The 25,273-nt window shown below is 64.8% G+C and carries 26 protein-coding genes; 8 read left to right on the top strand and 18 right to left on the bottom strand.

Going from position 1 to position 25,273, the window contains the following annotated elements; genetic code table 11:
• Positions 1-496 precede the first annotated feature (496 nt).
• From QZM72_RS28655 to QZM72_RS28640, 4 genes are all read left to right on the top strand, one after another.
• Positions 497-1,714, top strand: a complete 1,218-nt coding sequence (locus tag QZM72_RS28655; protein ID WP_089467998.1) for a DUF2863 family protein — start codon at positions 497-499, stop codon at positions 1,712-1,714.
• Positions 1,715-1,924: 210 nt separating this feature from the next.
• Positions 1,925-2,767, top strand: coding sequence for a response regulator transcription factor (locus QZM72_RS28650; protein WP_089467999.1), 843 nt, complete (start codon positions 1,925-1,927; stop codon positions 2,765-2,767).
• A gap of 76 nt (positions 2,768-2,843) precedes the next feature.
• Entirely contained in the window at positions 2,844-3,518 is a 675-nt protein-coding gene (locus QZM72_RS28645; protein ID WP_089468000.1) for an energy-coupling factor ABC transporter permease, read from the top strand.
• A 169-nt stretch (positions 3,519-3,687) separates the two neighbouring features.
• Positions 3,688-4,311 (top strand): hypothetical protein, encoded by a 624-nt coding sequence (locus tag QZM72_RS28640; RefSeq protein WP_089468001.1) that lies wholly within the window; start codon positions 3,688-3,690, stop codon positions 4,309-4,311.
• An 84-nt stretch (positions 4,312-4,395) separates the two neighbouring features.
• Here the strand turns inward: QZM72_RS28640 and QZM72_RS28635 are convergent, their stop codons facing one another.
• Positions 4,396-5,550 carry a M14-type cytosolic carboxypeptidase gene (locus QZM72_RS28635; RefSeq protein WP_089468002.1) on the bottom strand — a complete coding sequence of 385 codons (1,155 nt, stop codon included), beginning with the start codon at positions 5,548-5,550 and terminating at the stop codon, positions 4,396-4,398.
• 187 nt (positions 5,551-5,737) lie between these two features.
• The gene (yaaA, locus tag QZM72_RS28630; protein ID WP_089468003.1) at positions 5,738-6,520 is read right to left on the bottom strand and encodes a peroxide stress protein YaaA; all 783 of its coding nucleotides are present in this window, start codon (positions 6,518-6,520) and stop codon (positions 5,738-5,740) included.
• A gap of 57 nt (positions 6,521-6,577) precedes the next feature.
• On the opposite strand from yaaA, the gene QZM72_RS28625 reads away from it, so the two are divergent.
• Together QZM72_RS28625 and QZM72_RS28620 are read left to right on the top strand one after the other, a co-directional pair.
• Positions 6,578-7,075 (top strand): putative toxin-antitoxin system toxin component, PIN family, encoded by a 498-nt coding sequence (locus QZM72_RS28625; protein WP_301739760.1) that lies wholly within the window; start codon positions 6,578-6,580, stop codon positions 7,073-7,075.
• Positions 7,076-7,102: 27 nt separating this feature from the next.
• Positions 7,103-8,275, top strand: coding sequence for a pyridoxal phosphate-dependent aminotransferase (locus QZM72_RS28620; RefSeq protein ID WP_301739759.1), 1,173 nt, complete (start codon positions 7,103-7,105; stop codon positions 8,273-8,275).
• A gap of 39 nt (positions 8,276-8,314) precedes the next feature.
• Here QZM72_RS28620 and QZM72_RS28615 read toward each other — a convergent pair whose 3' ends face one another.
• The gene (locus QZM72_RS28615; protein WP_089468006.1) at positions 8,315-8,971 is read right to left on the bottom strand and encodes a glutathione S-transferase; all 657 of its coding nucleotides are present in this window, start codon (positions 8,969-8,971) and stop codon (positions 8,315-8,317) included.
• 202 nt (positions 8,972-9,173) lie between these two features.
• On the opposite strand from QZM72_RS28615, the gene QZM72_RS28610 reads away from it, so the two are divergent.
• Together QZM72_RS28610 and QZM72_RS28605 are read left to right on the top strand one after the other, a co-directional pair.
• Positions 9,174-9,965 carry an oxepin-CoA hydrolase, alternative type gene (locus tag QZM72_RS28610; RefSeq protein ID WP_089468007.1) on the top strand — a complete coding sequence of 264 codons (792 nt, stop codon included), beginning with the start codon at positions 9,174-9,176 and terminating at the stop codon, positions 9,963-9,965.
• Positions 9,962-10,252: a glutathione binding-like protein gene (locus tag QZM72_RS28605; RefSeq protein ID WP_301739762.1), complete on the top strand. Its 291-nt coding sequence runs from the start codon at positions 9,962-9,964 to the stop codon at positions 10,250-10,252. Before QZM72_RS28610 ends, QZM72_RS28605 begins: the two co-directional genes overlap by 4 nt.
• 47 nt (positions 10,253-10,299) lie before the next feature.
• Here the strand turns inward: QZM72_RS28605 and QZM72_RS28600 are convergent, their stop codons facing one another.
• From QZM72_RS28600 to nuoG, 15 genes are all read right to left on the bottom strand, one after another.
• Complete coding sequence (locus tag QZM72_RS28600) at positions 10,300-10,776, bottom strand: MaoC family dehydratase (protein ID WP_089468008.1); 477 nt, start codon at positions 10,774-10,776, stop codon at positions 10,300-10,302.
• A complete protein-coding gene (locus QZM72_RS28595; RefSeq protein WP_089468009.1) occupies positions 10,773-11,234 on the bottom strand; it encodes a MaoC family dehydratase in 462 nt (153 codons plus the stop codon). The genes QZM72_RS28600 and QZM72_RS28595 overlap by 4 nt, the downstream gene beginning before the upstream one ends.
• A gap of 38 nt (positions 11,235-11,272) precedes the next feature.
• The gene (locus tag QZM72_RS28590; RefSeq protein ID WP_301739758.1) at positions 11,273-12,406 is read right to left on the bottom strand and encodes an acyl-CoA dehydrogenase family protein; all 1,134 of its coding nucleotides are present in this window, start codon (positions 12,404-12,406) and stop codon (positions 11,273-11,275) included.
• Between the two features lie 19 nt (positions 12,407-12,425).
• Complete coding sequence (locus QZM72_RS28585; RefSeq protein WP_059781350.1) at positions 12,426-13,622, bottom strand: acyl-CoA dehydrogenase family protein; 1,197 nt, start codon at positions 13,620-13,622, stop codon at positions 12,426-12,428.
• A gap of 55 nt (positions 13,623-13,677) precedes the next feature.
• The gene (locus tag QZM72_RS28580) at positions 13,678-14,100 is read right to left on the bottom strand and encodes a DUF1178 family protein (RefSeq protein ID WP_006750470.1); all 423 of its coding nucleotides are present in this window, start codon (positions 14,098-14,100) and stop codon (positions 13,678-13,680) included.
• A gap of 136 nt (positions 14,101-14,236) precedes the next feature.
• Entirely contained in the window at positions 14,237-14,827 is a 591-nt protein-coding gene (locus tag QZM72_RS28575; RefSeq protein ID WP_012328901.1) for an NUDIX domain-containing protein, read from the bottom strand.
• 39 nt (positions 14,828-14,866) lie between these two features.
• Positions 14,867-15,163: a DUF2818 family protein gene (locus QZM72_RS28570; protein ID WP_089468011.1), complete on the bottom strand. Its 297-nt coding sequence runs from the start codon at positions 15,161-15,163 to the stop codon at positions 14,867-14,869.
• Positions 15,163-16,617, bottom strand: coding sequence for an NADH-quinone oxidoreductase subunit NuoN (gene nuoN, locus QZM72_RS28565; protein WP_179233427.1), 1,455 nt, complete (start codon positions 16,615-16,617; stop codon positions 15,163-15,165). The genes QZM72_RS28570 and nuoN overlap by 1 nt, the downstream gene beginning before the upstream one ends.
• 39 nt (positions 16,618-16,656) lie before the next feature.
• A complete protein-coding gene (locus QZM72_RS28560) occupies positions 16,657-18,147 on the bottom strand; it encodes an NADH-quinone oxidoreductase subunit M (protein WP_089468013.1) in 1,491 nt (496 codons plus the stop codon).
• Between the two features lie 18 nt (positions 18,148-18,165).
• Positions 18,166-20,226, bottom strand: coding sequence for an NADH-quinone oxidoreductase subunit L (gene nuoL, locus QZM72_RS28555; protein ID WP_089468014.1), 2,061 nt, complete (start codon positions 20,224-20,226; stop codon positions 18,166-18,168).
• Positions 20,227-20,243: 17 nt separating this feature from the next.
• Positions 20,244-20,549: an NADH-quinone oxidoreductase subunit NuoK gene (gene nuoK, locus QZM72_RS28550; RefSeq protein ID WP_006478272.1), complete on the bottom strand. Its 306-nt coding sequence runs from the start codon at positions 20,547-20,549 to the stop codon at positions 20,244-20,246.
• Positions 20,550-20,567: 18 nt separating this feature from the next.
• Entirely contained in the window at positions 20,568-21,218 is a 651-nt protein-coding gene (locus tag QZM72_RS28545) for an NADH-quinone oxidoreductase subunit J (protein ID WP_089468015.1), read from the bottom strand.
• Positions 21,219-21,323: 105 nt separating this feature from the next.
• Positions 21,324-21,812, bottom strand: a complete 489-nt coding sequence (gene nuoI, locus QZM72_RS28540) for an NADH-quinone oxidoreductase subunit NuoI (protein WP_006484869.1) — start codon at positions 21,810-21,812, stop codon at positions 21,324-21,326.
• A gap of 10 nt (positions 21,813-21,822) precedes the next feature.
• Positions 21,823-22,890: an NADH-quinone oxidoreductase subunit NuoH gene (nuoH, locus tag QZM72_RS28535; protein ID WP_089468016.1), complete on the bottom strand. Its 1,068-nt coding sequence runs from the start codon at positions 22,888-22,890 to the stop codon at positions 21,823-21,825.
• Positions 22,891-25,221 (bottom strand): NADH-quinone oxidoreductase subunit NuoG, encoded by a 2,331-nt coding sequence (gene nuoG, locus QZM72_RS28530; RefSeq protein WP_301739757.1) that lies wholly within the window; start codon positions 25,219-25,221, stop codon positions 22,891-22,893. It lies immediately after the preceding gene.
• Positions 25,222-25,273: the final 52 nt, after the last annotated feature.

Below are 25,273 nucleotides of genomic sequence, written 5' to 3'. Positions count from 1 at the left end.
ATAAACCTGACTTACTTTAGTGTGAGACTCTTGATACTTTCGCTATCTGATCCGAGGATCAGCTCGCTGCCATCAAGCGCCCACACTTATCGGCTGTTAATTTTTAAAGAGCATTTCTGCGAGGAACTCCGTGTTTCCCGGCAGCGCTGCGTTTTCAGCAGCAGAGAAGCGAGATTATGAACCGTGTTTCGCAGCCCGTCAACAACTTTCTACACGACTTCGTTGCGACTGCGGGGCTCAACTTCCTGTGCCGCCCAGGCTCGCTACCTCCGAACCCCGACAGCACTGCTTCCCTTCCTCTCGCGCCGCGTTTGCGTTAGCGCGAAAGAGGCGTGATTCTAAGCAGCTCACGTCGTGAGCGCAAGGGGCTCGCAGCAACTTTTTCACACACGCCGCAGTTCGGCCGTCCGGCCATGCTTGGCCACGAGACCGCTTATGGTGCAAAGAACGGACTAGAATGTGAGGTTCTTCGCCTCTTTCTATATACGTCTTTAATATGCGCCAGCGAATCGCCAAACGCCTCCCCCCCGATGCCGACAAATTGGTCGGTCTGTCACTTGCGCTCTTCGCGTCGGGCAGTCGCATCGAGGATCGCTTCTGGGAAGCGAAGCTCGATACGCTGCTCGCCAAGATTGTCCGCAACGGCAATCAGACCACGCTCGACGCCGCGCTCGACCATCTTCAACAGAATCATCCCGACGCCTACGGCGCGCTCGCCGACATGGCCGAGACGCACAGCGAGTCGATGGTGATCGAACACGACGGCCAACCGTACGATGCGCTGCTGGTCGCCGTCCCGGTTCTCGCCTGGACACGCTACATGATTCCGTCGGGACCGCTCAAGGGCGACGTTGCCGACGCGCTGCGAACGCACCTGCAGGCGCACGTGCTCGCGAACGGCACCCTCGTCGGGCTCGCACCGTTCCTCTACAGCATCGACCAGTTGCCGCGGCACCATGTCGAAACCTACCGGCTGGCCCAGCAACTCGCCCATGCGGCAATCGGCCAGCACGCCCCGAAGCTGAGCTTCGGCGACCTGCCGGAAACTTCGCCGATCCTGGCCGATCCGCGCTTCCTGCTGGCGGTCGTCGCCGCGCCGGCCGGCGCGCCGCTGTTCCGCTGGCAGGAAGAGGAAAACGGTAGCCGGATCGAGCGCGGCCAGTGCCTCGAACAATGGACGGCTCAAGGCGGCCCGAACCTGTCGATCGCGCTGCCCGGCTGCGAGTTCGAATGCCTGCTTCCGGACGCGTACTACTCGGCCTGTCGCGATGCGGACGAACGCGTACGCCCGCACACCGTCCGAACGGCCATTCGTTATCTATTCGACACACTTGGTGCAGCGCCGCAAGAGCTGCGCGCGGTGGTCGCCGGCTTCGGCGAACGTCGTATCGACGAGTATCGCGTCGGCTTCACGCGACGTGCGAGCAACGACGTGATCTACGGTGTCGTGTGGCCGCTCTACGGCCGGGAAAACGGCGACGTATCGGTCGACAACGCGACGCTCGAAGGCGAAGCGCCGATCGAGGGGCCGCTCGAGGAAATCGTGAGCCTGCTGAAGGAATGCGGCGTAACCGACGTCCGGCGGCACGCGGGCCGCTTCGAACCCGAATACTGCGACGACTGCGGCGTGCCGCTTTACGCCGATCCGCTCGGCGAAATCGTCCATGCGGAAATGCCGGAAGACGCGTCGCCCGCCCAGCCGCACTTCCACTGACCCGCCCCGCAGGCTCAGAAAACCTGCGCCGCCCAAAGCCGCTTTCGGTTCCTGCCGAAGCGGCTTTTTTCTTGTCCGACGCCCGATCGCTCAAAATTTCGAACTTTTCCTAAGCCTTTCAGCCAAGCAGACATCGTGTAAGGTCTTTGTCATTATCGGGGCCAGCTTATCCCCGACGGCAGTCAATGACTCACTTCACGGAGGTTGAATATGCGGTTCTTGGTACTTAACTCAGACGCCGAACGGCGTGACGGACTGAAGACCCTGTTGCGGCAGATCGACCGGCACGCCAGCATCAACGATGCGCCTGACGGTTTCCAGGCACGCCGGCTGCTGCGCACCCAGCGTTTCGACCTCGTCGCGATCGACTGGCTGGACGTCGGCCGGATCAGCGAGCTTCAGGCACTCGGCAATGCGTGCTCGCCCACACCGGTCGCCGTTCTGGTCGACGACATCTCGCCAGAAGCCATCCAGCGCTTTTTCAATTACGGCGTCGCGGGCGTGATCCCGCATTCCACGCGGCCGCACCTGATCGTGCGTGCGCTCGAGATCGTCCTCTTGGGCGGACATTACATTCCGCCGATCGCCCTCAGCCTGCTGCCGTCCACGGCAACGACGACGGCCCGCCACGACGCCCATTTCCAGACGCTCGCCGGCTCGCTGCCCCGGCGCCCGCCGACCGGCCTCCTGTCGCCGCGGCAAGCACAGATCATGCGGTTCGTCCACATGGGCAGCACGAACAAGATGATCGCCCGTACGCTCGGCATCAGCGAAGGCACGGTGAAGATCCACCTCGCGAGCATCTTCCAGCAGCTCGGCGCCGCAAACCGCGCCGCCGCGGTCGCGATCTACAACGGCTGGCTGTCGCCCCATCTCGAGGTGCTGCTGGCGAACCGCAACCGCGCCCGTAAACCGGTCATCGGGGAACACGGCCCGGCTCCGCTGCGGACACAACGGCATGACCGTCCGTACCCGTTGCCCACCGCGAATGCCGGCACGCAGGACCTGCCGCTCGCCGCCGAGCCGCCGGCACGATTCCGGCGCGGACGCTAGGCAAACAGTCTCGATATTGCGACGGTCGGGCATGTGGAGGCTCCCACCTTTGATGCTCAACGAGTAATATGGACGCATGGGTTTTCTTTTCACACCGCTTCCGCTCTGGGTTGGCATCGGTGGCTGGATCGCCGCCGTGGCTCTGCTCGCGCTCGCGATCTGGAATCGCCCCTTCGTACGCCTGCAAGACGCCACGCTCCAGCACGTGTGGCTCGCGCTCGTCACAGCGATCGCGGTCCTGTGGGCCTCGAACGCATGGCTCGAAGATGGCATCGTCATGCATCTGCTCGGCGCAACGTTGCTCGTCACGCTGTTCGACTGGACACTCGCCCTGGTCGCGATGGGCGCCGTCACCGCGATTGCCGCGATCATCTTCGACGCGCCGTGGCAAGGCATCGGCCTGACCTATCTGATCTACGGTGCGCTGCCTGTCGGCGTGTCGGCGTTGCTGCAACGCGCCGCGCTCGCCTGGCTGCCGCACAACCTCGCGTCGTTCATCACCGGGCAGGGCTTCCTGTCGCCCGCGATCGCAATCGTTGCGGTCGCTGCCGCGGCGGCCGGTGTCCAGCTCGCGCTCGCGGACGGCGTGCCCGTCGTGATTCCAGCCGGCTATCTGCTGAACACCGCGCTGCTCGCGCTCGGCGAAGCCTGGTTCACCGGCATGGCAACGGCACTCATCGCCGTCTATCGCCCCGCGTGGGTCACGACCTTCGACGTCCGGCGCTACCGCCTCGGCGGCCCGCGCGCCTGAATTTCCACCGCATCGGCCCGGCGCACACGCGTATCGGCGGCGCTTGCGCGGCGCGCGCCGAATACGCCACCTACTGCCGCACAACTTTTTTACGCTAAGATTGAACTCCTGTTCTTCATCGGGCATCTATACGTGCCCGACGTCTTCTTCGCTCCTCACCAATAACCAGATGGACAGCTCACCTGCCTCGCTCCGGATTTTCCGGGCGCTCGGCAAGCTGGCAGCCTGTATCGCGGGCCTGTCGCTTGCGCTTCCCGCACCGGTATTCGCCGACCTGCTCGACCAGCGTTCCGAACTGATCAACAAATTCGTCGACGAGATGCATGCCGATCCGCTCGCCGCCGATTGTGCAGCGCACGGCAGCTTCATCGCCAGCACGTCGACGGCGTTCGATCGCGTCGATTTCGCGCCGAACGCATTCGACGGCGGCAACGCGACGATCACGCCGTGGAACGACTCGTTCGACCAGGGCAAGCAGCGCGTGAAAGTCGACAACATCGTTACCGTCGACGGGCTCGGCATCCACAGCGACGGCCGCGATCCGACGCCGCTGAAATTCCGTTGCGGCTATGTCGGCCAGCAAATGCTCGCGTTCAGCTGGAACGACCCGGTTCCGCCGCTGAAGCCGCGCGTCGAGCGCTCGTCTTCGACGAAGAAGTTCAAGGGCAAGTCGCACCGTGGCAAAGCCAAGGCGAAGGCATCGGGCCGCGCCGGCAGCAAGAAGGCCGTCGCGACGAAGAAATCAAGCGGCCAGAAGAAAGCCGTGAAGAAAAAAACCGCGAAGAAGTCCTGATACGGCGGAGCGGCAACGACAGCAGCAAAAAAGGCCGGTGCATCGCAAGATGCGCCGGCCTTTTTCATGCAACGACGGCTGCGCTTACGCGAACGTGTCGACGTGTACGAGGATCGCGGCCAGCATCGCCGCGCCGAGTGCCGCGCTACGCTCGCCGTTCCAGCCAACGCGCTCGTCGGGCAGGTTCGCGTTGTCCTTGAACGGCATTTCGAGCGTCAGCGACAGGCAACCGAACTGGTGGCCAATGTACTTGGACGCGAGCTTCAGCGCATCTTCCTTGTACTTGCTCGCCGCGTAGCCGTGCTCGGTCTGGAAGTCGGGACTGGCGACCTTGAACGCGTCGATGAACGCGGCCTGCTCCTTGCCCTGCTGCTCGGTGAAGCTCGGCAGCATCTCCGAGCCGGCGACGAACACGTACGGCAAATCCTCGTCGCCGTGAATGTCGAAGAACATGTCGCAACCGATCGCATGGATCGCATCGCGCACGGCCAGCACTTCGGGGCTGCGTTCCGCATCGGGCGCCATCCATTCGCGATTCAGGTTCGCGCCGGCCGCATTGGTGCGCAGGTTACCGTGCACGCTGCCGTCCGGGTTCATGTTCGGGACGATGTAGAACGTCACGCGATCGTACAGCTTGCGCGCGACCGGATCGCCGGCCCAATCGCCCCATCCGGCCAGCCGCTTGACCAGGCCTTCGACGAACCACTCGGCCATCGATTCGCCCGGATGCTGGCGCGCAATGATCCACACCTTCTTCTTCGGCGCGCCATCGGTTTCCGGCGTGCCGAGCGTCAGCAGCGACATCGGACGGCCTTCGACCGTGCGGCCGAGCTCGACGACGCTCGCCTGCGGCAACTGCTGGACCGCGCCGAGAAACGCCGCGTGACGCTCTTCCGAGTACGGTTCGAAATACGCGTAGTAGATGCTGTCGAACTCGGGCGTATGGTCGATGGTCATTGTCTTGCCGTCGAACGTCGTCGGCACGCGAAACCAGTCGACGCGGTCGTAGCTCGCCACCGCGTGGTAGTTGCGCCAGCCCGACGGATACGCGCATTCGGCTGCGTTCTCGAACGTCATCACGCATCGCTCGCCGCGCGCCCCCGTCAAGCGGTAGTAAAACCATTGCGCGAATTCCGAACGATTGTCGCCGCGCACGCGCAGCCGGATTGCGTCGGGGCTGTCGCACGACACGACGTCGATTGCGCCTGCGTCGAAATTACTGGTGATCGAAACAGCCATCTGTCTATCTCCTTTGTCGACCAGCGTTAGCGCTTCAGCGCTTATGCTGGTCCCATGCAAAGCGGTCGACCAGCGTTAGCGCTTCAGCGCTTACGCCGGTCCCATGCAAAGCGGTCGACCGAAGCAGGCACGTACCGCCTGTCCGGCCTCATGCATGCACCGGCCGTCTCGTGAACGGCCGGCTGGGTCACTCGCCGATGCGCCGGCGATATACGTAAGTCGAATCGTTCGACGCCGCCGCCTCGAACGCATAGCCTTCGGCCGCGAATGCCTTCAGCGCCTTCGGGTCGGCGATACGGTTCTCGACGACAAAACGCGCCATCAGCCCGCGCGCGCGTTTCGCATGGAAACTGATGATCTTGTAGCGGCCGCCCTTCCAGTCCTCGAATACCGGCGTGATGACCGGCGCGGCCAGCAGTTTCGGCTTGACCGACTTGAAGTATTCGGTCGACGCGCAATTGACGAGCACGCGCGCCGCGCCGCTGCGCGTCTCGAGCTGCTCGTTCAGCGCCCGCGTGATGCGGTCGCCCCAGAACGCATACAGATCCTTGCCGCGCGCGTTCGCGAAACGCGTGCCCATCTCCAGCCGGTACGGCTGCAGCAGGTCGAGCGGACGCAGCAGCCCGTACAGGCCCGACAGCACGCGCACGTGCTGCTGCGCATAGTCGAGATCGGTCGGCGACAGCGATTTCGCGTCGAAACCCTCGTAGACGTCGCCGTTGAACGCCAGCACGGCCTGCTTCGCGTTGGCCGGCGTGAAGGTCGGCGACCAGTCGGCGTAGCGCTGGAAGTTCAGGCGCGCGAGCGGATCGGAAATATCCATCAGCGCCGCGATGTCCTGCGGCGACAGCTTGCGCAGGCCGTCGATCAGTTCCGACGCGTCGTCCACGAATGCAGGCTTCGTGTAAGACTGGACGTGCGCGGGCGTCTCGTAGTCGAGGGATTTGGCGGGAGAGAGAACGATTATCATAGAGGCTCGCTGGCACGCCGTGCCTTGCGGTCAGACGAAAACCACCGATTGTAACGAATGACCCGCTCTCTCGCCCCGCACGCCGCACGCCGCGTCGTGCTCGACTCGAACGTCTGGATCGACATCCTCGTCTTCGACGACCCCGCTACGCGCCCGATCCGTACCGCGCTGGAGCGCGGCACGCTGGCCGCCGTGATCGACGGCCGCTGCCTGACCGAACTCGAATACGTGCTCGACTATCCGCAGTTCCAGTCGCGCGCGATTGACAAGGCTGCCGCGCTCGCGACCGTCGCCCGGCTCGCGAGCCTCGTCGAACCGTCGCCCGTCGACGCCGACGCGCCGCCGCTGCCGAAGTGCAAGGACCGCGACGACCAGAAATTTCTCGAACTCGCCCACGCCGCGCAGGCCGAGTGGCTCGTGTCGAAAGACCGCGCGCTGCTGAAGCTCGCGAAGCGCACCGCACGCGACTTCGGTTTCCGGATCGCGCAACCCGCGCCGTTCGTGGAAGCCTGCGCGCTCGACGCCGCGCCGCCCGCCACGGCGACGCCGGCCTGACGCCTCCACCCGAATTCGACCGTCTCGATGAACGTTCCTTCAGATATGCCAACGACTCCCGTTTTCCCGTCGCGCCTGCCGAATGTCGGCACGACGATCTTCACGGTCATGAGCGCGCTTGCCGCCGAAAAAGGCGCGGTGAACCTCGGCCAGGGTTTCCCCGATTTCGATTGCGATCCGCGCATCGTCGATGCGGTCGCCACCGCGATGCGCAACGGGCACAACCAGTACCCGCCGATGGCCGGCGTCGCGCCGCTGCGCGACGCGATCGCCGACAAGATCGCGCAGGTGTACGGCCGACGCTACGATCCGGGCACCGAAATCACCGTGACGGCCGGCGCGACGCAGGCGCTGCTGACGGCGATCCTCTGCGCGGTGCATCCGGGCGATGAAGTAATCGTCGTCGAGCCGACCTACGACAGCTACCTGCCGTCGATCGAGCTTGCCGGCGGCAAGCCCGTGTTCGTCACGCTGGACGCGCCCGACTATACGATCCCGTTCGACCGTCTCGCGACCGCGATCACGCCGAAGACGCGGATGATCCTGATCAACACGCCGCACAACCCGACGGGCACCGTGTGGCGCGAGGCCGACATGCGCAAGCTCGAGGACATCGTGCGCGGCACCAACGTGCTGATCCTGTCCGACGAGGTCTACGAGCACATGGTCTACGACGGCGCGCGCCATGAGAGCGTCGCGCGCTACCCGGAGCTCGCCGCGCGCAGCTTCATCGTGTCGAGCTTCGGCAAGACCTATCACGTGACGGGCTGGAAGGTCGGTTACGTCGCAGCGCCTGCGGCGCTGACCGCGGAATTCCGCAAGGTCCACCAGTTCAACGTGTTCACGGTGAACACGCCGATGCAGATCGGGCTCGCCGACTACCTGCGCGACCCGGCGCCGTACCTGTCGCTCGCGGGCTTCTATCAGCGCAAGCGCGACTTCTTCCGGGCCGGCCTCGAGCGCACGCGCTTCAAGTTGCTGCCGTGCACGGGCACGTACTTCCAGTGCGTCGATTACTCGGCGATCAGCGACCTGCCCGAAGCGGAATTCTCGAAATGGCTCACGTCGGAGATCGGCGTGGCCGCCATTCCGGTGTCGGCGTTCTATCACGAGCCGCACGAATCGGGCGTCGTGCGCTTCTGCTTCGCGAAGCAGGAAAGCACGCTCGCATCCGCGCTCGAACGGCTCGCCCGCCTGTAAGACCCGGACGGGCGGCCGTACGCCGCCTGTCAGAAACGCTTACGAACGCACGACGTTCGCCGCTTCGACATACGCCTTGCGCTCGGCTGCCACGCGTTGCGCGGCCGGGCGTTCTCCCACCGTCTTTGCATGCGCCTTCCAGTCGATGCCGGCATCGAGCAGGAAGTCGCGCCCGAAGACGGCCTTCGTCGCCATGCCGACGACCGGCAGATGAACCCACGCGGCGATGTCCGCCAAGCCGAACGATTCGCCGAGCACATACGGCGAAAACCGCGTCATCTGCTTGAATGCATCGATCGCGCGCGGCAGGCGCTTCTCGACGTGCGCCTTCGTCCCGTCGCTCACCTTGCCGCCGAAAAACGCTTCCGTGTACACCTCGCGCGCCATCCATTCGAGATACAGCTCGAGCGTCTCGACGAGTTCGCGCACCTTCGCCGCCGCGAACGGGTTCGCGGGGAAAATGCCTTTCTCGGGATAGCGCGCCGCCAGGTATTCGATGATCGCCTGCGACTCGAACAGCGCGCCCTCTTCGGTCCTCAGGAACGGAATCTTGCCGAGCGGCGAATCGGCAAGCTGCGCCGGATCGCTGATCGGGAAACCGCACATCGCTTCCTCAAACGGAATGTCATGCTCGAGCAGGACGAACTTCACCTTGTTGTAATAGTTGGACAACGGAATACCGCACAGCTGTAGCATCGGTGTCTCCTTCCTTGCTGAAACGCGGCCGCATCGAAACCGGCCACATCGGGATTCATCGCGCTGAAAAGCACGGCCGTGCTAGTCTAAAGCAAGTCGTGCGTTCGTCACGACAACATTACCTCCGCTGCGGCGTCGGCCACGCCTGCCCGCGCGACACACGCGGCGTCGCCGCCGCGCCATCCGATGGAGACACGCTCGCATGAGTGCTGAACTGCTGGCCTCGCGTCCGCCCGAGAGCGATTCGACGCTCGTCCTCACGCTGTCCAATCCCGGCGCGCGCAACGCGCTGCATCCCGACATGTACGCGGCCGGCATCGAAGCGCTCGCCACCGCCGAGCGCGATCCGGCGATTCGCGCCGTCGTGCTGACGGGCGCCGATCGTTTCTTCTGCGCGGGCGGCAACCTGAACCGGCTGCTCGAGAATCGCTCGAAGGATCCGTCCTTCCAGGCCGACAGCATCGATCAGCTCGCGGCATGGGTCACGGCGATCCGCGCGTCGACGAAGCCGGTGATCGCGGCCGTCGAAGGCGCGGCGGCCGGCGCGGGCTTCTCGCTCGCGCTCGCGTGCGACCTGATCGTCGCCGCACACGATGCGAAATTCGTGATGTCGTATGCGCGCGTCGGCCTGACGCCCGACGGCGGCGGCTCGTGGTTTCTCGCCCGCGCGCTGCCGCGTGCGATCGCAGCCGAGATCCTGTTCGAAGGCACGCCGGTTTCCGCGGAACGCCTGCATGCACTCGGCGTGGTCAATCGGCTCGCCGCGCCCGGCACGGCGCTCAGCGACGCACTGGCCCGGGCCGACGCGCTCGCCGACATCTCGCCGAATGCGCTCACGCGCATCAAGTCGCTGCTCGACGACGCCACCGCGCAACCGCTGGACGCGCACCTCGTCACCGAGCGCGATCATTTCGTCGCGTCGCTGCATCATGCGGACGGGCTCGAAGGCATCACCGCGTTTCTGGAGAAGCGCCAGCCGCGCTACAAACGCTGATCCGCCGCGTCGCACGCCACGGCACGCGCCTCCATCCGGAATCCGAGTATCTCGCGGGCCGCACGTACACGATCGCGGACATCGCAACGTTCCCGTGGACGCGCTCGTGGCAAAACCAGGGCATCGTGCCGGACGAGTGGCCGAACGTGAAGCGCTGGCACGAGGCGATCGCCGCGCGACCGGCCGTGCAGCGCGGCATCGAGGTGCGCGCGTCGATGCGCAAGGCGCTGCAGGACGACAAGGCACGCGAGGTGCTGTTCGGCGCAACGCAATGCGCGAAGCACTGACCCGCACGTGGTGGACGGAGCGGCCTCCGTGCATGCCGCTCCGTGCTTCAGAAGTAATGCAGTGTGATGAACTCCGCCGCGCATACCGGCAGCGGCGCGTCGGGGTGCTCGACCTGCACCGATACCGACCACGTCACCTGGATGCCGCCGCGCGCGGCGTCCGCGGTCTCCTTCACCGCGAACAGCGCACGCGCGCGCGCCCCGACCGGCACCGGCTTCAAGAACCGCACGCGGTTCAGCCCGTAGTTCACGCCCATCTTCTGCTCGAAGCGCATCGCGTCGGTCATCAACGCCGGAATCAGCGACAGCGTCAGGAACCCGTGCGCGATCGGCCCGCCGAACGGCGACTCGCGCCGCGCGCGTTCGGGGTCGACGTGAATCCATTGATGATCGCCGGTCGCGTCGGCGAAACCATCGACGCGCGGCTGGTCGATCTCGATCCAGCCGCTCGCGAGCGGTTCCGCGCCGATCCGCGCCTGCAGCGCCTGCGCGGAGGCGATCAGCGGCAAGGTCACGTCGATCATGGATTCGCGCCCCCCGGATGGCGCAGCCCGAAAATCACCTTGGTGTGCACGGAGATCACCGTCTCGCCGGCTTCGTTCACGCCGATCCATTCCGTCGACACGATGCCGCGGTCGGGCTTGCTTTCCGACACGCGTTTGTCGTGCACCTTCTGGTACATCGTGATCGTGTCGCCGGCGCGCACCGGCTTCAGCCAGCGGATCGAATCGATGCCCGGCGAGCCCATGCTGGTCGAATCCGGCCCGAGCTTCTGGACCAGCAGGCTCATGAATACCGAGCACGTATGCCAGCCGCTCGCGACGAGTCCGCCGAAATGCGAGGCCTTTCCCGCTTCCTCGTCGACATGGAACGGCTGCGGATCGTAGCGCCTCGCGAACGTCTTGATGTCGTCGGCCTCGAACGTGTAGCGGCCCACTTCGGTGGTGCTGCCGACCACCAGATCTTCGTAACTGATGCCCACTGATGAGTCTCCTTGTCTGGCGCGCTCGCGCGTCGCCGTCATGCTACGTCGGTCTGCGCGAAATCGGGCAGCGCCGCGATGCGGGCGAGATGATGATCGGTATCGCCGAGCGTCGTCTCGATGATCGACAGCCGCTTGAACAGGTGCGCGGCGGCCACCTCGTTGGTCACGCCCATGCCGCCGTGCAGCTGGACCGCCTGCTGGCCGACGAAGCGCGCGGCCGCACCGACCCGCGCCTTCGCGGCCGACACGGCCTTGCGCCGCGCGTCGGCGTCGCCGTTCGCATAGCGCACCGCCGCGAGATAAGTCAGCGAACGCGCCTGCTCTGCATGAATCAGCATGTCGACCATCCGGTGCTGCAGCGCCTGGAAACGCGCGATCGGCACGCCGAACTGCTCGCGCGTCTTCGTGTATTCGACCGTCGCGCGATTCAGTTCGTCAAGTGCGCCGACCGCTTCCGCGCACAGCAGGAAGGTCGCGTAATCGGCGATCTGCTCGAGTGCCGCGGCGTCGCGCGCCCGGCCCGTCAGCAGTCGGCCCGGCGTGTCGTCGAACGTGATCGTCGCGGCACGCTGGCCGTCGATGGTCCGGTAGTCGACTACCTTCGCATTGGCCGCATCGCGTTCGACGACGAAGAGGCCGATGCCGCCGTCGTCGACCCGTGCGGGTACGATCCACACATGCGCTTGCGCGCCGTGCTGCACCACCGACTTGGTGCCGGTCAGCCGGTACGTGCCGCCCTGCTCGCGCGCGTGCGTGTCGAGTTCGTACAGGTCATAGCGCGCGTGGGGTTCGTGGAACGCGACCGCCACGCGCTTGTGCCCCTGCGCGACCCCCTCCAGCAGCGCGGCATCGTCACCCGTGCCGGAGCCGGCGATCCGCAACGCCTCGACGCCAACCGCCGTGGCCCAGTACGGCTCGATCACGAGCGCGCGGCCGAGCGCCTGCATCACGACCAGCATGTCGACCGGCCCACCGCCGAAGCCGCCCTGTGCGTCGGGCACGGGCAACGCGGTCAAGCCCAGTTCGGTGAATGCGCTCCACTGCGCGTCCGACACACCGGTATCGCTGTGCACGATCGCCTGGCGCGCTTCGAAGCCGTATTGCTCGCCGAGATACCGGCGCAGCGCGTCGGCGAACTGCTGCTGCTCATCGGTAAAGCTGAAATCCATGGTTGTCTCCGTTCCCTGATCACAGCCCCAGAATCATCTGCGCGATGATGTTCTTCTGGATCTCGTTCGAACCGCCGTAGATCGACGTCTTCCGGTAATTGAAGTAGTACGCGGCAAGCGGCGCCGCATCGTCGTCGCCCGCGATGCTGTGCTCGCGCTCGCCGTCGAGGAACGGCACGTCGAACGGGGCGGCCAGCGGGCCGATCGCTTCGACCATCAGCTCGGTGAGCGCCTGCTGCACCTCGGTGCCCTTGATCTTCAGCATCGACGCCTCGGGGCCGGGCCCCTTGCCGCTCGTCTCGCGGCTGACGACGCGCAGCACCGTCACTTCCAGCGCCATCAGCTCGACTTCGAGCGCCGCGACCTTCGCGGCGAACACGGGATCGGCGAGCAACGGCTTGCCGTTCTTGCGCTGGTTCGATGCGACGCGCTTCAGGAATGCGAGCTCCCGCTTCGACGCGCCGACACGCGCGATGCCGGTGCGCTCGTGGCCGAGCAGGTATTTCGCGTAGGTCCAGCCGCGGTTCTCGTCGCCGACGAGGTTCTCGACCGGCACCTTCACGTCCTCGAAGAACACCTCGTTGACCTCGTGGTCCTCGTCGAGCATCACGATCGGGCGCACCGTGATGCCGGGCGTCTTCATGTCGATCAGCAGGAACGAGATGCCTTCCTGCTTCTTCGCGGCCGGATCGGTGCGCACGAGGCAGAACATCATGTCGGCGTACTGGCCGAGCGTGGTCCAGGTCTTCTGGCCGTTCACGACGTAGTGATCGCCGTGGCGCTCGGCGCGCGTGCGCAGCGACGCGAGGTCGGACCCGGAACCCGGCTCCGAGTAACCCTGGCACCACCAGTCCGAGCCGTCGAGAATACGCGGCAGATAGTGGCGCTTCTGCGCTTCGCTGCCGTATTTCATCAGGACCGGCGCGACCATCGACACCCCGAACGGCAGCACGGTCGGCGCACCGATCCGCGCGCACTCCTCGTCCCAGATGTGCCGCTGCGTCGCGTTCCAGCCCGGGCCGCCGTATTCGACCGGCCAGGCGGGCGCGGACCAGCCGCGCTGGCCCAGAATCCGGTGCCAGCTCGCGAAATCCTCACGGTCGAGTCGTTTGTGATCGAGTACCTTGGCGCGCAGTGCGTGAGGCAGGTTGGCCTCGAGCCAGGCGCGAACGTCGGCGCGGAACGCGTCGTCGGCGGGGGAATAATCCAGATCCATGCGCAGTGTCTCCTCGCCGCGGCCGTCCGGCCCGGCCAAGGACACACTGCGTACGTCATTGCAGCGGTTCTTTCAGCGCGGCAGGAATCGGCAGCGGCATCACGTCGATGCCTTCTTCGACCAAGGACTGCGCATCCTCCGGCGTCGTGACGCCGCGAATGCTGCGTGCGGGCGCCTCGTTGTAATGGATGCGCCGCGCTTCCTCGGCGAAGCGCTCGCCCACGTTCTCGGTCTTCTCCAGCACCTCGCGCAGCGCGCGCATCACCTGCGCCTGCAGCGCACGGGGATCGGCCGGCTGCGCCTGCGTCGCGCCCGACAGGTTCAGGCGCGGCGCGGACGGCATCCGGTTGATCTCCGTCGTTCCGCACACCGGGCATTCGACCAGCTTGCGGGACAACTGCGCTTCGAATTCATCGGCGGAAGCGAACCAGCCTTCGAACCGATGACCGTGCGGGCACTGTAAATCGAGGACCTTCATGCTGAATCAGGGCGTGTGACGAGTGTAGCGCAAAAAGCGGTTTTGTGAACGGTCGTGCTAAATCCCGATCGCGCGGCACGAACGCGCCGCGTCACCGGATTGTAACGCGGCGCCCCGCCCGCCGCTGACGCCGTGCTCAGGGCGTGACGACCGGCCCGAGCGGCCACGTACCGGACAGCACCTTGTCGAGCCACATCGTGCCGATGATCGTCTTGACGTCGGAGATCTGGCCGGTGCGCACCCATTCCTGCAGGTCGGCCAGCGTCGCGGTGAAGGTTTCGAGAAATTCGCCTTCGTCGAGCTTGCGCTCGCCGGCCGTGAGCCCGCGCGCGAGGTACAGATCGATGAATTCGGTCGAATAGGAAATGATCGGATGAATGCGGGCCAGAAATACGTATTCGCGCGCCGTGTAGCCCGTCTCCTCGCGCAGTTCGCGCGCCGCGCACGCGAGCGCACCTTCGTTCGGATCGAGCTTGCCGGCCGGGAATTCGGCCATCACCTTGCCGATCGGATAGCGGAACTGGCTCTCCATCAGCACGCGGCCGTCGTCGAACAGCGGAATCACCATCACCGCGCCCGGGTGCTGCACGTATTCGCGCGTGGCCTTCTTGCCGTCCGGCAGGCGGACGGTGTCGCGCTTGAGCTTGAGGAACGCGCCTTCGAAGATCGCCTCGCTCTCGAGGCAGGTTTCGGTCAGTGCGGCGTCGTGATTGGGTAGTTCGGCCATCGGCGGCTCCTGAATGAGCACGACGGACGGCCGAAGCCGTCAGCGTCGTTTGACGAGATACTGGAACGTGAAGCCGGGAAACGCGAACACGACGAAGAGACTGAACGTGATCGCGTAAAACTGCCAGCCCTGTTCGAAGCGGTTGCCGGCGCGCGACTCGAGCCAGAAGCCGAGCGCACCGACGATGAAGTACAGCACGATCAGCTCGCCGATCCGCACCCACGCGTTCTTCTTGGTCGCGCCGAACGGCACGATGGCGAAGAGGCGTTGGTTCAGGAACGGCAGGTTGGCGCAGACGAGCGCCAACAGCACGATGAACCAGCCGGCTGCCGACATTACAGCGGCAGCGTGTGACGGATTGCCTGCAGGCAGGCGGTCAGCAGCGGGCTCGGAATCAGGCCGAGCACGACGACCGCCAGGCCGTTCAGCACGAGGATCGTGCGCTTGCAGAAATCGCCCGAGATCGGCGTCGAATCCTGCGGGGCATCGAAGTACATCAGCTTCACGATGCGCAGGTAGTAGAACGCGCCGAACAGCGACGTGATCACGGCCAGCACGGCCAGCCACGTGAGACCCGCGTTGACGGTCGCCTCGAGCACGGCGAGCTTCGCGTAGAAGCCGACGGTCGGCGGGATGCCGGCCAGCGAGAACATCATGACCATCATCACGAACGCGAACACCGGGCTGCGTTTATTGAGGCCCTTGAAGTCGTCGATCGTTTCCGCTTCGAAATCGCGGCGCGCGAGCAGCATCACCACGCCGAACGAGCCGAGCGTCGTGATCAGGTAGACGATCGCATAGAACATCGCAGAGCTGTACGCATTCGCCGGTGCCGCCGCGTCGCCCTTCACGATGCCCGCGAGCAGGCCGAGCAGCACGAAGCCCATGTTCGAGATCGCCGAGTACGCGAGCATCCGCTTGATGTTGCGCTGGACGATACCGGTGATGTTGCCGACGATCAGCGACAGCGCGGCGAGGATCACGAGCGCGGTCTGCCAGTTCTGTGCGAGCGGCAGCAGGCCCATCACCAGGAAGCGCAGGCCCCACGCGAACGCGGCCACCTTCGGGCCGCCGCCGACGAACAGCGTCATCGCGGTCGGTGCGCCCTGGTAGACGTCCGGCACCCACATGTGGAACGGCACGGCGCCGAGCTTGAACGCGATACCGGCGACGATAAAGACCACGCCGAACATCAGCACGGCGGCGTCGGTGTTGCCGCTAACCGCCTTGTACACCTCGCCCAGCTCGAGCGAGCCGGTCGCGCCATACAGCATCGAGATGCCGTACAGCACGAAGCCCGACGCGAGCGCGCCCAGCACGTAGTACTTCATCGCCGCTTCGCTCGACTGCGCGGCATCGCGACGCAGCGCGATGACCGCGTACAGCGACAGCGACATCAGTTCGAGGCCGAGGTACAGCGTCAGGAAGTTGTTGCCCGACACCATGACCAGCTGACCGAGCAGCGAGAACATGCCGAGCAGGAACACGTCGCCGCGGAACATGTCGCGATCCTCGAGGTACTTGCGCGAATAGACGAGCGAGACCGCGAAACCGAACGACACGACAGCCTTCATCGTGCTCGCGAACGAGTCGACGACGACCATCTTCGAGAAGAAGTAGTACTGCTGCGGGTCGAGCGCCTGGACCGAGAACCACACGCCGGCGACGACCGACGAGACGACCGCGATCAGATAGGTCAGGCGGCGGCCGGAAGCACCGGTAAAGGTGTCGTTCAGCCATGCGACGACGATGGCGGCCATCACCAGCGCGTCAGGCAACAGAACATTCATAGAGGCGTTTTGCATGATCTTGAGTTCCTCCGCTCGCGATTACTGGGCCAGCGGCAGCTTCGACTGCGCGACGTGGGAGAGGAGGTTTTCCACGGAAACGTGCATCACGTCGGTGAAAGGCTTCGGATACAGGCCCATCAGCAGCGTGAACGCGGCAAGCACGGCCAGCATCAGGAATTCGCGACGGCCGATGTCCTTCAGCTTGGCGACGTGATCGTTCGCGACCGCGCCGAAGTACACGCGCTTGTACATCCACAGCGTGTAGGTCGCGCCGAGGATCAGCGTGAACGCCGCTCCGAAGGCGATCCAGAAGTTGTACTGGACGGCCGCGAGAATCACCATGAACTCGCCGACGAAACCCGACGTACCCGGCAGGCCGCAGTTGGCCATCGAGAACAGCATCGCGAATGCCGCGAACTTCGGCATCACGTTCACGACGCCGCCGTAATCGGCGATCTGGCGCGAGTGCACGCGGTCGTACAGCACGCCGATGCAGAGGAACATCGCGCCCGACACGAAGCCGTGCGAGATCATCTGGATGATCGCGCCTTCGACGCCGAGCTGGTTGAAGATGAAGAAGCCGAGCGTGACGAAGCCCATGTGCGCGATCGACGAATACGCGACCAGCTTCTTCATGTCGGCCTGCACCATCGCGACGAGGCCGATGTAGATCACCGCGATCAGCGACAGCGTGATCACGACGGGCGCCAGGAAGTGGCTCGCGTCAGGCGTGATCGGCAGCGAGAAGCGCAGGAAACCGTAGGCGCCGAGCTTCAGCATGATCGCCGCCAGCACGACCGAGCCGCCCGTCGGCGCTTCCACGTGCGCGTCCGGCAGCCACGTGTGCACCGGCCACATCGGCACCTTCACCGCGAACGCGAGGAAGAATGCAATGAACAGCAGGATCTGCGGCGTCATCGCGATCTTCGCGTTCTGCCACGTCGCGAGGTCGAACGAGTGGGTCTGCGTGTACAGGTAGATCAGCGCGACCAGCATCAGCAGCGAACCGGCCAGCGTGTACAGGAAGAACTTGAACGCCGCATACACGCGGTTCGGGCCGCCCCACACGCCGATGATGATGTACATCGGGATCAGGGTCGCCTCGAAGAACACGTAGAACAGCAGGCCGTCCGCCGCCGAGAACACGCCGATCATGATCCCGGACAGGATCAGGAACGCCGCGAGGTACTGCGCGACGTTTTCGGTGATCACCTCCCACGCGGCGATCACGACGATCACCGTGATCAGCGCGGTCAGCACGACGAACCACATCGAGATGCCGTCGACGCCGAGGTGATACGCGATGTCGAAGCGTTCGATCCAGGTCGACTTCTCGACGAACTGCAGCGCAGCCGTGCTCGAGTCGAAGCCCGTGATCAGCGGGATCGTGACCGCGAGGCCGAGCAGCGCGCCGATCAGGGCGACCCAGCGGGCCGTCCCCGGATTTTTGTCGTTACCCACCGCCAGCACGAGGAGGCCGAAAACGATCGGCAGCCAGATCGCGGTACTGAGAATCGGAAAAGCGTGCATTAGTGTTGTCTCCCCGCCTTATTTGCCGCCGAGCGTTACAAACAGGGTCAGGAGCCCCAGCATGCCGATGATCATGGCGAACGCGTAGTGATAGATGTAACCGGATTGGAGGAAGCGGATCACGCCGGCGAACCAGCCGATGAACCGGGCGCTGCCGTTGACGAGGCCGTCGATCACCACGACGTCGCCCTCCTTCCACAGGCCGCGGCCGATCGCCACCGAACCGCGGGCGAACACCACTTCGTTGATCTTGTCCAGGTAGTACTTGTTGTCCAGCAGCGTGTAGATCGGGCCGAACGCGCGGCGGATCGACGCCGGCAGCTCCGGACGCTTCAGGTACAGGAACCACGCGACGACCACACCGGCGAGCGCGAGCCACACCGGCAGGCCCGACACCGAGTGCAGGCCCATGCCGACCCAGCCGTGGAATTCTTCGGCCATCTCGGCCAGCGCCGGGTGGTTTTCGCCGATGAAGATCACCTTGTCGAATGCGACGCCATGCTGGAAGAAATCGCCGAACAGCATCGGGCTGATCGCGATCGCGCCGATGATCACCGACGGGATCGCCAGCAGGACCAGCGGCACCCACACGACCCACGGGGTCTCGTGCGGCTCGTGCGCGTGGTCGTCATGACCGTGGTCGTGGCCATGGCCGTGATCGTCGTGGCCATGTGCGGCGGCCATGCCCATCGGCGATTCCGGATGCTTCGGCTGACGGAAACGTTCTTCGCCGTGGAACACCAGGAAGTACATGCGGAACGAGTACAGCGCCGTGACGAACACGCTCGCGACGACCGCGAAGTACGCGAAACCCGAACCCGGCAGGTGCGACAGCTTCACCGCGTCGATGATCGAGTCCTTCGAGTAGAAGCCCGAGAAGAACGGCGTGCCGATCAGCGCGAGCGAACCGACGAGCGACGTGATCCACGTGATCGGCATGTACTTGCGCAGACCGCCCATGTTGCGCATGTCCTGGTCGTGGTGCATGCCCATGATGACCGAGCCGGCGCCGAGGAACAGCAGCGCCTTGAAGAACGCGTGCGTCATCAGGTGGAACACGGCGACCGGGTAAGCGGACACGCCGAGCGCGACGGTCATGTAACCGAGCTGCGACAGCGTCGAATACGCGACCACGCGCTTGATGTCGTTCTGGACGATGCCGAGGAAGCCCATGAAGAGCGCCGTGATCGCGCCGATCACCGTGATGAACGACAGCGCGGTATCCGACAGCTCGAACAGCGGCGACATGCGCGACACCATGAAGATGCCGGCCGTGACCATCGTCGCCGCGTGAATCAGCGCCGAGATCGGGGTCGGGCCTTCCATCGAGTCCGGCAGCCACACGTGCAGCGGGAACTGCGCCGATTTACCCATCGCGCCGATGAACAGGCAGATACAGGCGACGGTCAGCAAGCCCCAGTCGGTGCCCGGGAAGTGCAGGCTCGCGAGTTCCGCGCGCTTCGCGAACACTTCGCCGTAGTTCATCGAGCCGGCGAACGCGAGCAGCAGGCCGATGCCGAGCAGGAAGCCGAAGTCGCCCACGCGGTTCACGAGGAACGCCTTCATGTTCGCGTAGATCGCGCTCTCACGCGTGAAGTAGAAGCCGATCAGCAGGTACGACACCAGACCCACCGCTTCCCAGCCGAAGAACAGCTGCAGGAAGTTGTTGCTCATCACGAGCATCAGCATCGAGAACGTGAACAGCGAGATGTACGAGAAGAAGCGCTGGTAGCCGTCTTCTTCCGCCATGTAGCCGATCGTGTACACGTGCACCATCAGCGAGACGAAGGTCACGACGACCATCATCATCGCGGTCAGCGAATCGACGAGGAAGCCGACTTCGAGCTTCAGCGAACCGACGTTCATCCATTCGTAGACGGTCGCGTTGAAACTTGCGCCGCCCATCACGTCGAAGAAGACTTTCGCCGACAGAAGGAACGCGATCAATACGCCGAGGATCGTGATCCGGTGTGCGCCCTTGCGCCCGACTGCGTTCCCGAACAGCCCCGCAATCAGCGAGCCGGCCAGCGGAGCGAGCGGAATCGCCAGCAGCAGGTTTTCATTGAGTGTCGTTGACATAACAGCGTTGCCTGAAATTAACCTTTGAGCTGATCGAGATCCTCGACATTGATCGTGTCGAGCTTACGGAACAGGGTCACCAGAATCGCGAGGCCGATCGCGGCTTCCGCTGCGGCGACGGTCAGCACGAAGAACACGAAGATCTGGCCGTGCACGTCGCCGAGGTAATGCGAGAACGCGACGAAGTTGGTGTTCACCGCCAGCAGCATCAGTTCGATCGACATCAGGATGATGATGACGTTGCGGCGGTTCAGGAAGATCCCGACGATCGCGATCGCGAACAGGATCGCGCCGAGCACAAGGTAGTGAGCAAGGGTCAGCATGGTTTTCTTTTCCTCCGCTTAGCCGTTGGTGCCCGAACCGGCTTCGCTCTGCGCCGTTTCCGGCAGCGGCTTGTCCGCTTCCATCTTCACGAGGCGCACGCGGTCGTTGCGGCGCACCTTGACCTGATCCGACACGCGCTGGCGCTTGCTGTCCTTGCCCTTGCGCTCGGTCAGCCCGATCGCGGCAATGATCGCGACCAGCAGCACGAGACCGGCGATTTCGAACGCGAAGATGTAGTCGGTGTAGATCACCTTGCCGATCAGGCGCGTATTCGACCAAGTGGCCATCTCGCCCGTCGCCATCGCATGTACGGTATGCGTGTCGCCGTAGCCGCGCCACAGGATCAGCGCGGTTTCGATCACGATGATCGCGCCGACCACGGTCGCCATCGGTACGAAGCGCTTGAAGTCGCGGCGCAGGTAGTCGATGTTGATGTCCAGCATCATCACGACGAACAGGAACAGCACCATCACCGCGCCCACGTAGACCAGAACCAGCAGGATCGCGAGGAACTCGGCTTCCAGCAGCATCCAGATCGCAGCGGCGTTGAAGAACGCCAGCACAAGGAAAAGCGCAGACGCCACCGGGTTGCGCGAAGTGATCACCTTCAGCCCTGATACCACCAGGAGCAGCGCGAAGATGTAGAACAGTACGGTCGTGAATTCCATGATTACCGGTTCATCGTTAGGCCATAGTCAGGCGCGGCTTGCGGAACGCCCGCACCCGTCGCGGCGGCTCGGCCCGTTCATGCCGGGCCGGCACTGCAAACACAATCAACGATACGGCGCGTCGGCAGCCTTCGCCGCTGCGATGTCCTTCTCGTAGCGATCGCCCACCGCAAGCAGCATATCCTTCGTGAAATACAGGTCGCCGCGCTTTTCGCCGTGGTACTCGAGAATCTGCGTCTCGACGATCGAATCGACCGGGCAGCTCTCTTCGCAGAAACCGCAGAAGATGCACTTCGTCAGGTCGATGTCGTAGCGCGTCGTGCGGCGCGTGTTGTCGGCGCGCGTTTCCGATTCGATCGTGATCGCGAGCGCGGGGCACACGGCCTCGCACAGCTTGCATGCGATGCAGCGCTCTTCGCCGTTTTCATAGCGGCGCAGTGCATGCAGCCCGCGGAAACGCGGCGAAATCGGGGTCTTCTCTTCCGGGAACTGCACGGTGAACTTGCGCTTGAACGTGTAACGACCGGTCAGCGCGAGCCCCTTCAGCAGCTCGGTCAGGAAGAAGGTCTTAAAGAAGTGTTGGATAGCCGTCATGATTTCGTCCTTACTTCGCCCAGATGTTCAGCGGCGACATCATCCAGAAGCCGACCACGATCACCCAGACCACCGTGACGGGCAGGAACACCTTCCAGCCCAGACGCATGATCTGGTCGTAACGGTAGCGCGGGAACGTCGCGCGCACCCAGATGAACACCGACAGCAGCGCGAAGACCTTCAGCACGAGCCAGAAGATGCCCGGGATGAACGACAGGAATTCGAACGGTGCATCCCAGCCGCCGAGGAACAGCGTCGCAGCCAGCGCCGAGATCACGATCATGTTGATGTACTCGGCGAGGAAGAACAGCGCGAACGCCATGCCCGAGTAATCGATCATGTGACCCGCGACGATCTCCGACTCCCCTTCCACCACGTCGAACGGGTGACGGTTCGTTTCGGCGATGCCCGAGATGAAGTAGACGACGAACGCCGGCAGCAGCGGCAGCCAGTTCCACGACAGGAAGTTCACGCCGTGGCCGGCGAAGAAGCCGTGCTGTTGCGAACCGACGATTTCCGACAGGTTCAGGCTGCCGGCCGTCATCAGCACGAGCACCAGCGCGAAGCCCATCGAGATTTCGTACGACACCATCTGTGCCGCGGCGCGCATCGCGCCGAGGAACGCGTACTTCGAGTTCGACGCCCAGCCGGCGAGAATCACCGCGTACACGCCGATCGACGAGATCGCCATCGCGTACAGCAGGCCCGCGTTCACGTTCGCGAGCACGGCTTCCGCCTGGAACGGAATCACGGCCCACACGGCGAACGCCGGCACGACGGTCATCACCGGTGCGATCAGGTACAGCCAGCGGCTGGCGGCGCTCGGCTGAATGACTTCCTTCAGCAGCAGCTTCAGCACGTCGGCGATCGGCTGCAGCAGGCCGCCGGGGCCGACGCGGTTCGGGCCGAGACGCACGTGCATCCAGCCGATCAGCTTGCGTTCCCACAGAATCAGGTACGCGACGCACAGCAGGATGACGACGGAGACGACGAGGATGCGCACGACTGCCCACACCGTCGGCCACGCGAAGCCGAGAAGCTCGGCCCCGCCCGCGTTGATCGTATCGAACAAGCTCATTTACGCCTTCTCCACCACCAGTTCACCGGACAGGCTGCCGAGCGCCGCGCCGGCAGGCGTCGCCGCCGACACGCGAACGACCGTCTCCGCAAGATTCGCGTCGCGCACGGCCGGCAACTGCACCGCACGCTCGCCCTGGCGCACGCGCACGGCGTCGCCTTCCTTCAAGCCCAGCTTGTCGAACAGCGCGGCCGGCAGGGCTGCGGCGTTCGCCGCCTTCGCGGCGGCCGTCAGGTGCAGCGCACCTGCGCGGCGCACGAGTGCGTCGGCGTGATAGATCGGCACGTCGGCCAGGCGCTCGAAACCGCCGTTCGCGGCATTCGCCGCGGCACGGGCCGGCGCGACCGACGTCTGGTTCGACAGGCGGCCCGCGACGCCGGCTTCGCCGAGCGCGGCGACACGCACTTCTTCCGCGGTCTCGTATTCGAAGTTCGGCAGGCCGAGCAGGCTGCCGAGCACGCGCAGCACCTTCCAGGCCGGACGCGTGTCGCCGAGCGGGCGCACGACGCCGTTGAAGCTCTGCACGGTGCCTTCGGCGTTGACGAACGTCCCGGCCGTTTCGGTGAACGGCGCAACCGGCAGCAGCACGTCGGCGTAGTCGAGGCCGTGCTTGAACGGCGACATCACGACGACCATTTCCGCCTGGTTCAGCGCGGCCAGTGCCTGCGCCGGATCGGCGGTATCGAATTCCGGTTCGACGTTCAGCAGCACGTAGCCCTTGCGCGGCTGCGCGAACGCCTCGCGTGCGTTCAGGCCGCCTTCGCCCGGCAGGGCACCGACGACGTGCGCGCCGACCGTGTTCGCCGCTTCCGTCAGGAAGCCGAACGTGGCGCCGGTGTTCTCGGCGATCCACTGCGCGACGGCGTGCAGCTTCGCGAATTGCGGATGACGGACCGCCACGTTGCCGAGCAGCACCGCGCGGCGCTCGCCGTTCGCGAGCGACTGCGCGACGGCTTGCGCGGCCGGCGATGCGGTGACGCCAGCCAGCGCGTCGGGCAGCGCGACGCCGCGCAGTTGCGCGACGGCCGCGGCGATGCCGGCCAGCTCGTCGAGCCATGCGGACGGCGCGGCGACGAGGCGTTGCGCGGTCGGGATCAGCGAATCGTCACCGGTCGCGTGCAGGAAGTGCAGCTTCGCGCCGTTCTTCGCCGCCTGACGCAGGCGCGATGCGAACAGCGGATGGTCGCGGCGCAGGAACGAACCGACGACGAACGCGGCGTCGACGTTCGACAGATCGGCGATCGGCATGCCGAGCCACGGTGCGCCCTGAACCGGCGCCGAGAAATCCTGCTGACGCAGACGGAAGTCGACGTTCGGCGTTTTCAGTTCGCTGGCGAGCTGCTTCACGAGGAACAGCTCTTCCGCGGTGCTGTGTGCGCTCGCGAGCATCGCCAACGCGTTCGCGCCGTGATCCGCGGCGATGCCCTTCAGGCCCTTCGCGACGTATTCGAGCGCGGTCTGCCAGTCGGTTTCGATCCACTGGCCGCCCTGCTTCAGCATCGGCTTCGTCAGGCGCTCTTCGCCGTTGAGGCCTTCATACGAGAAGCGGTCCTTGTCCGAGATCCAGCATTCGTTGATGGCCTCGTTCTCGAACGGCAGCACACGCATCACGCGGTTGTTCTTTACCTGCACGACGAGGTTCGCGCCGACGGAATCGTGCGGGCTCACCGACTTGCGGCGCGACAGTTCCCACGTGCGGGCGCTGTAGCGGAACGGCTTGCTGGTCAGCGCGCCGACCGGGCACAGGTCGATCATGTTGCCCGACATTTCGGAGTCGACCGTCTTGCCGACGAACGTCGTGATTTCCGAATGCTCGCCACGGCCCAGCATGCCGAACTCCATCACGCCGGCGACTTCCTGGCCGAAGCGGACGCAGCGCGTGCAGTGGATGCAGCGCGACATTTCTTCCATCGAGATCAGCGGGCCCACGTTCTTGTGGAACACCACGCGCTTTTCTTCCGAGTAGCGCGACGACGACTTGCCGTAGCCGACCGCCAGATCCTGCAACTGGCATTCGCCGCCCTGATCGCAGATCGGGCAGTCGAGCGGATGGTTGATGAGGAGGAATTCCATCACCGACTGCTGCGCCTTCACGGCCTTGTCGGACTGCGTATGGACGATCATGCCGGCCGACACGGGGGTCGCGCAGGCCGGCACGGCCTTCGGCATCTTCTCGACTTCGACGAGACACATCCGGCAGTTGGCCGCGACCGACAGTTTCTTGTGATAGCAGAAGTGAGGAATGTACGTGTCCGCCTTGTGCGCAGCCTGGATCACCATGCTGCCTTCGGGCACCTCGACCTTCTTGCCGTCTATTTCAAGTTCAACCATGATGGTGAATGGTCCTTAACCTATTTCCGCCCGTTCGCGCGTTTGCCCGACC

Source organism: Burkholderia sp. AU45388 (genome assembly GCF_030481585.1).
GTDB lineage: Bacteria > Pseudomonadota > Gammaproteobacteria > Burkholderiales > Burkholderiaceae > Burkholderia > Burkholderia sola.
The sequence above is the reverse complement of the archived record's forward strand: the minus strand, read 5'-3'. Positions and strand labels throughout refer to the sequence as shown.